This window comes from Streptomyces sp. URMC 126, assembly GCF_051386555.1.
Lineage (GTDB): Bacteria > Actinomycetota > Actinomycetes > Streptomycetales > Streptomycetaceae > Streptomyces.
Map to the genome: position 1 here is coordinate 1 of NZ_JBPQTX010001426.1, position 230 is coordinate 230.

Below are 230 nucleotides of genomic sequence, written 5' to 3' on the forward strand. Positions count from 1 at the left end.
GGATTGCGGTAGGAGTGCAGCAGCAGCACGGCCACGGCCTCCACGCCCTGCCCTGCCAGCTCGCGGGCCAGCTCGCGCACGGCCGCCTCGTCCAGCGGCTTGTGCAGGCTGCCGTCGGCGCGCAGGCGCTCGGACACCTCATGGCGCAGCGAGCGCCGCACCAGCGGCTGGTGCTTGTTGAAGAACAGGTTGTAGGCATCGGGCCGGTTCACGCGGCCGATCTCGTAGAT

At 70.4% G+C, this 230-nt stretch carries 1 protein-coding gene; it reads right to left on the reverse strand.

Going from position 1 to position 230, the window contains the following annotated elements; genetic code table 11:
* Positions 1-212, reverse strand: a 212-nt coding sequence (locus tag ACSNOK_RS36535) for a hydantoinase/oxoprolinase N-terminal domain-containing protein (protein WP_436784937.1), incomplete at its 3' end; no start/stop codon positions are given.
* Between the last annotated feature and the right edge of the window lie 18 nt (positions 213-230).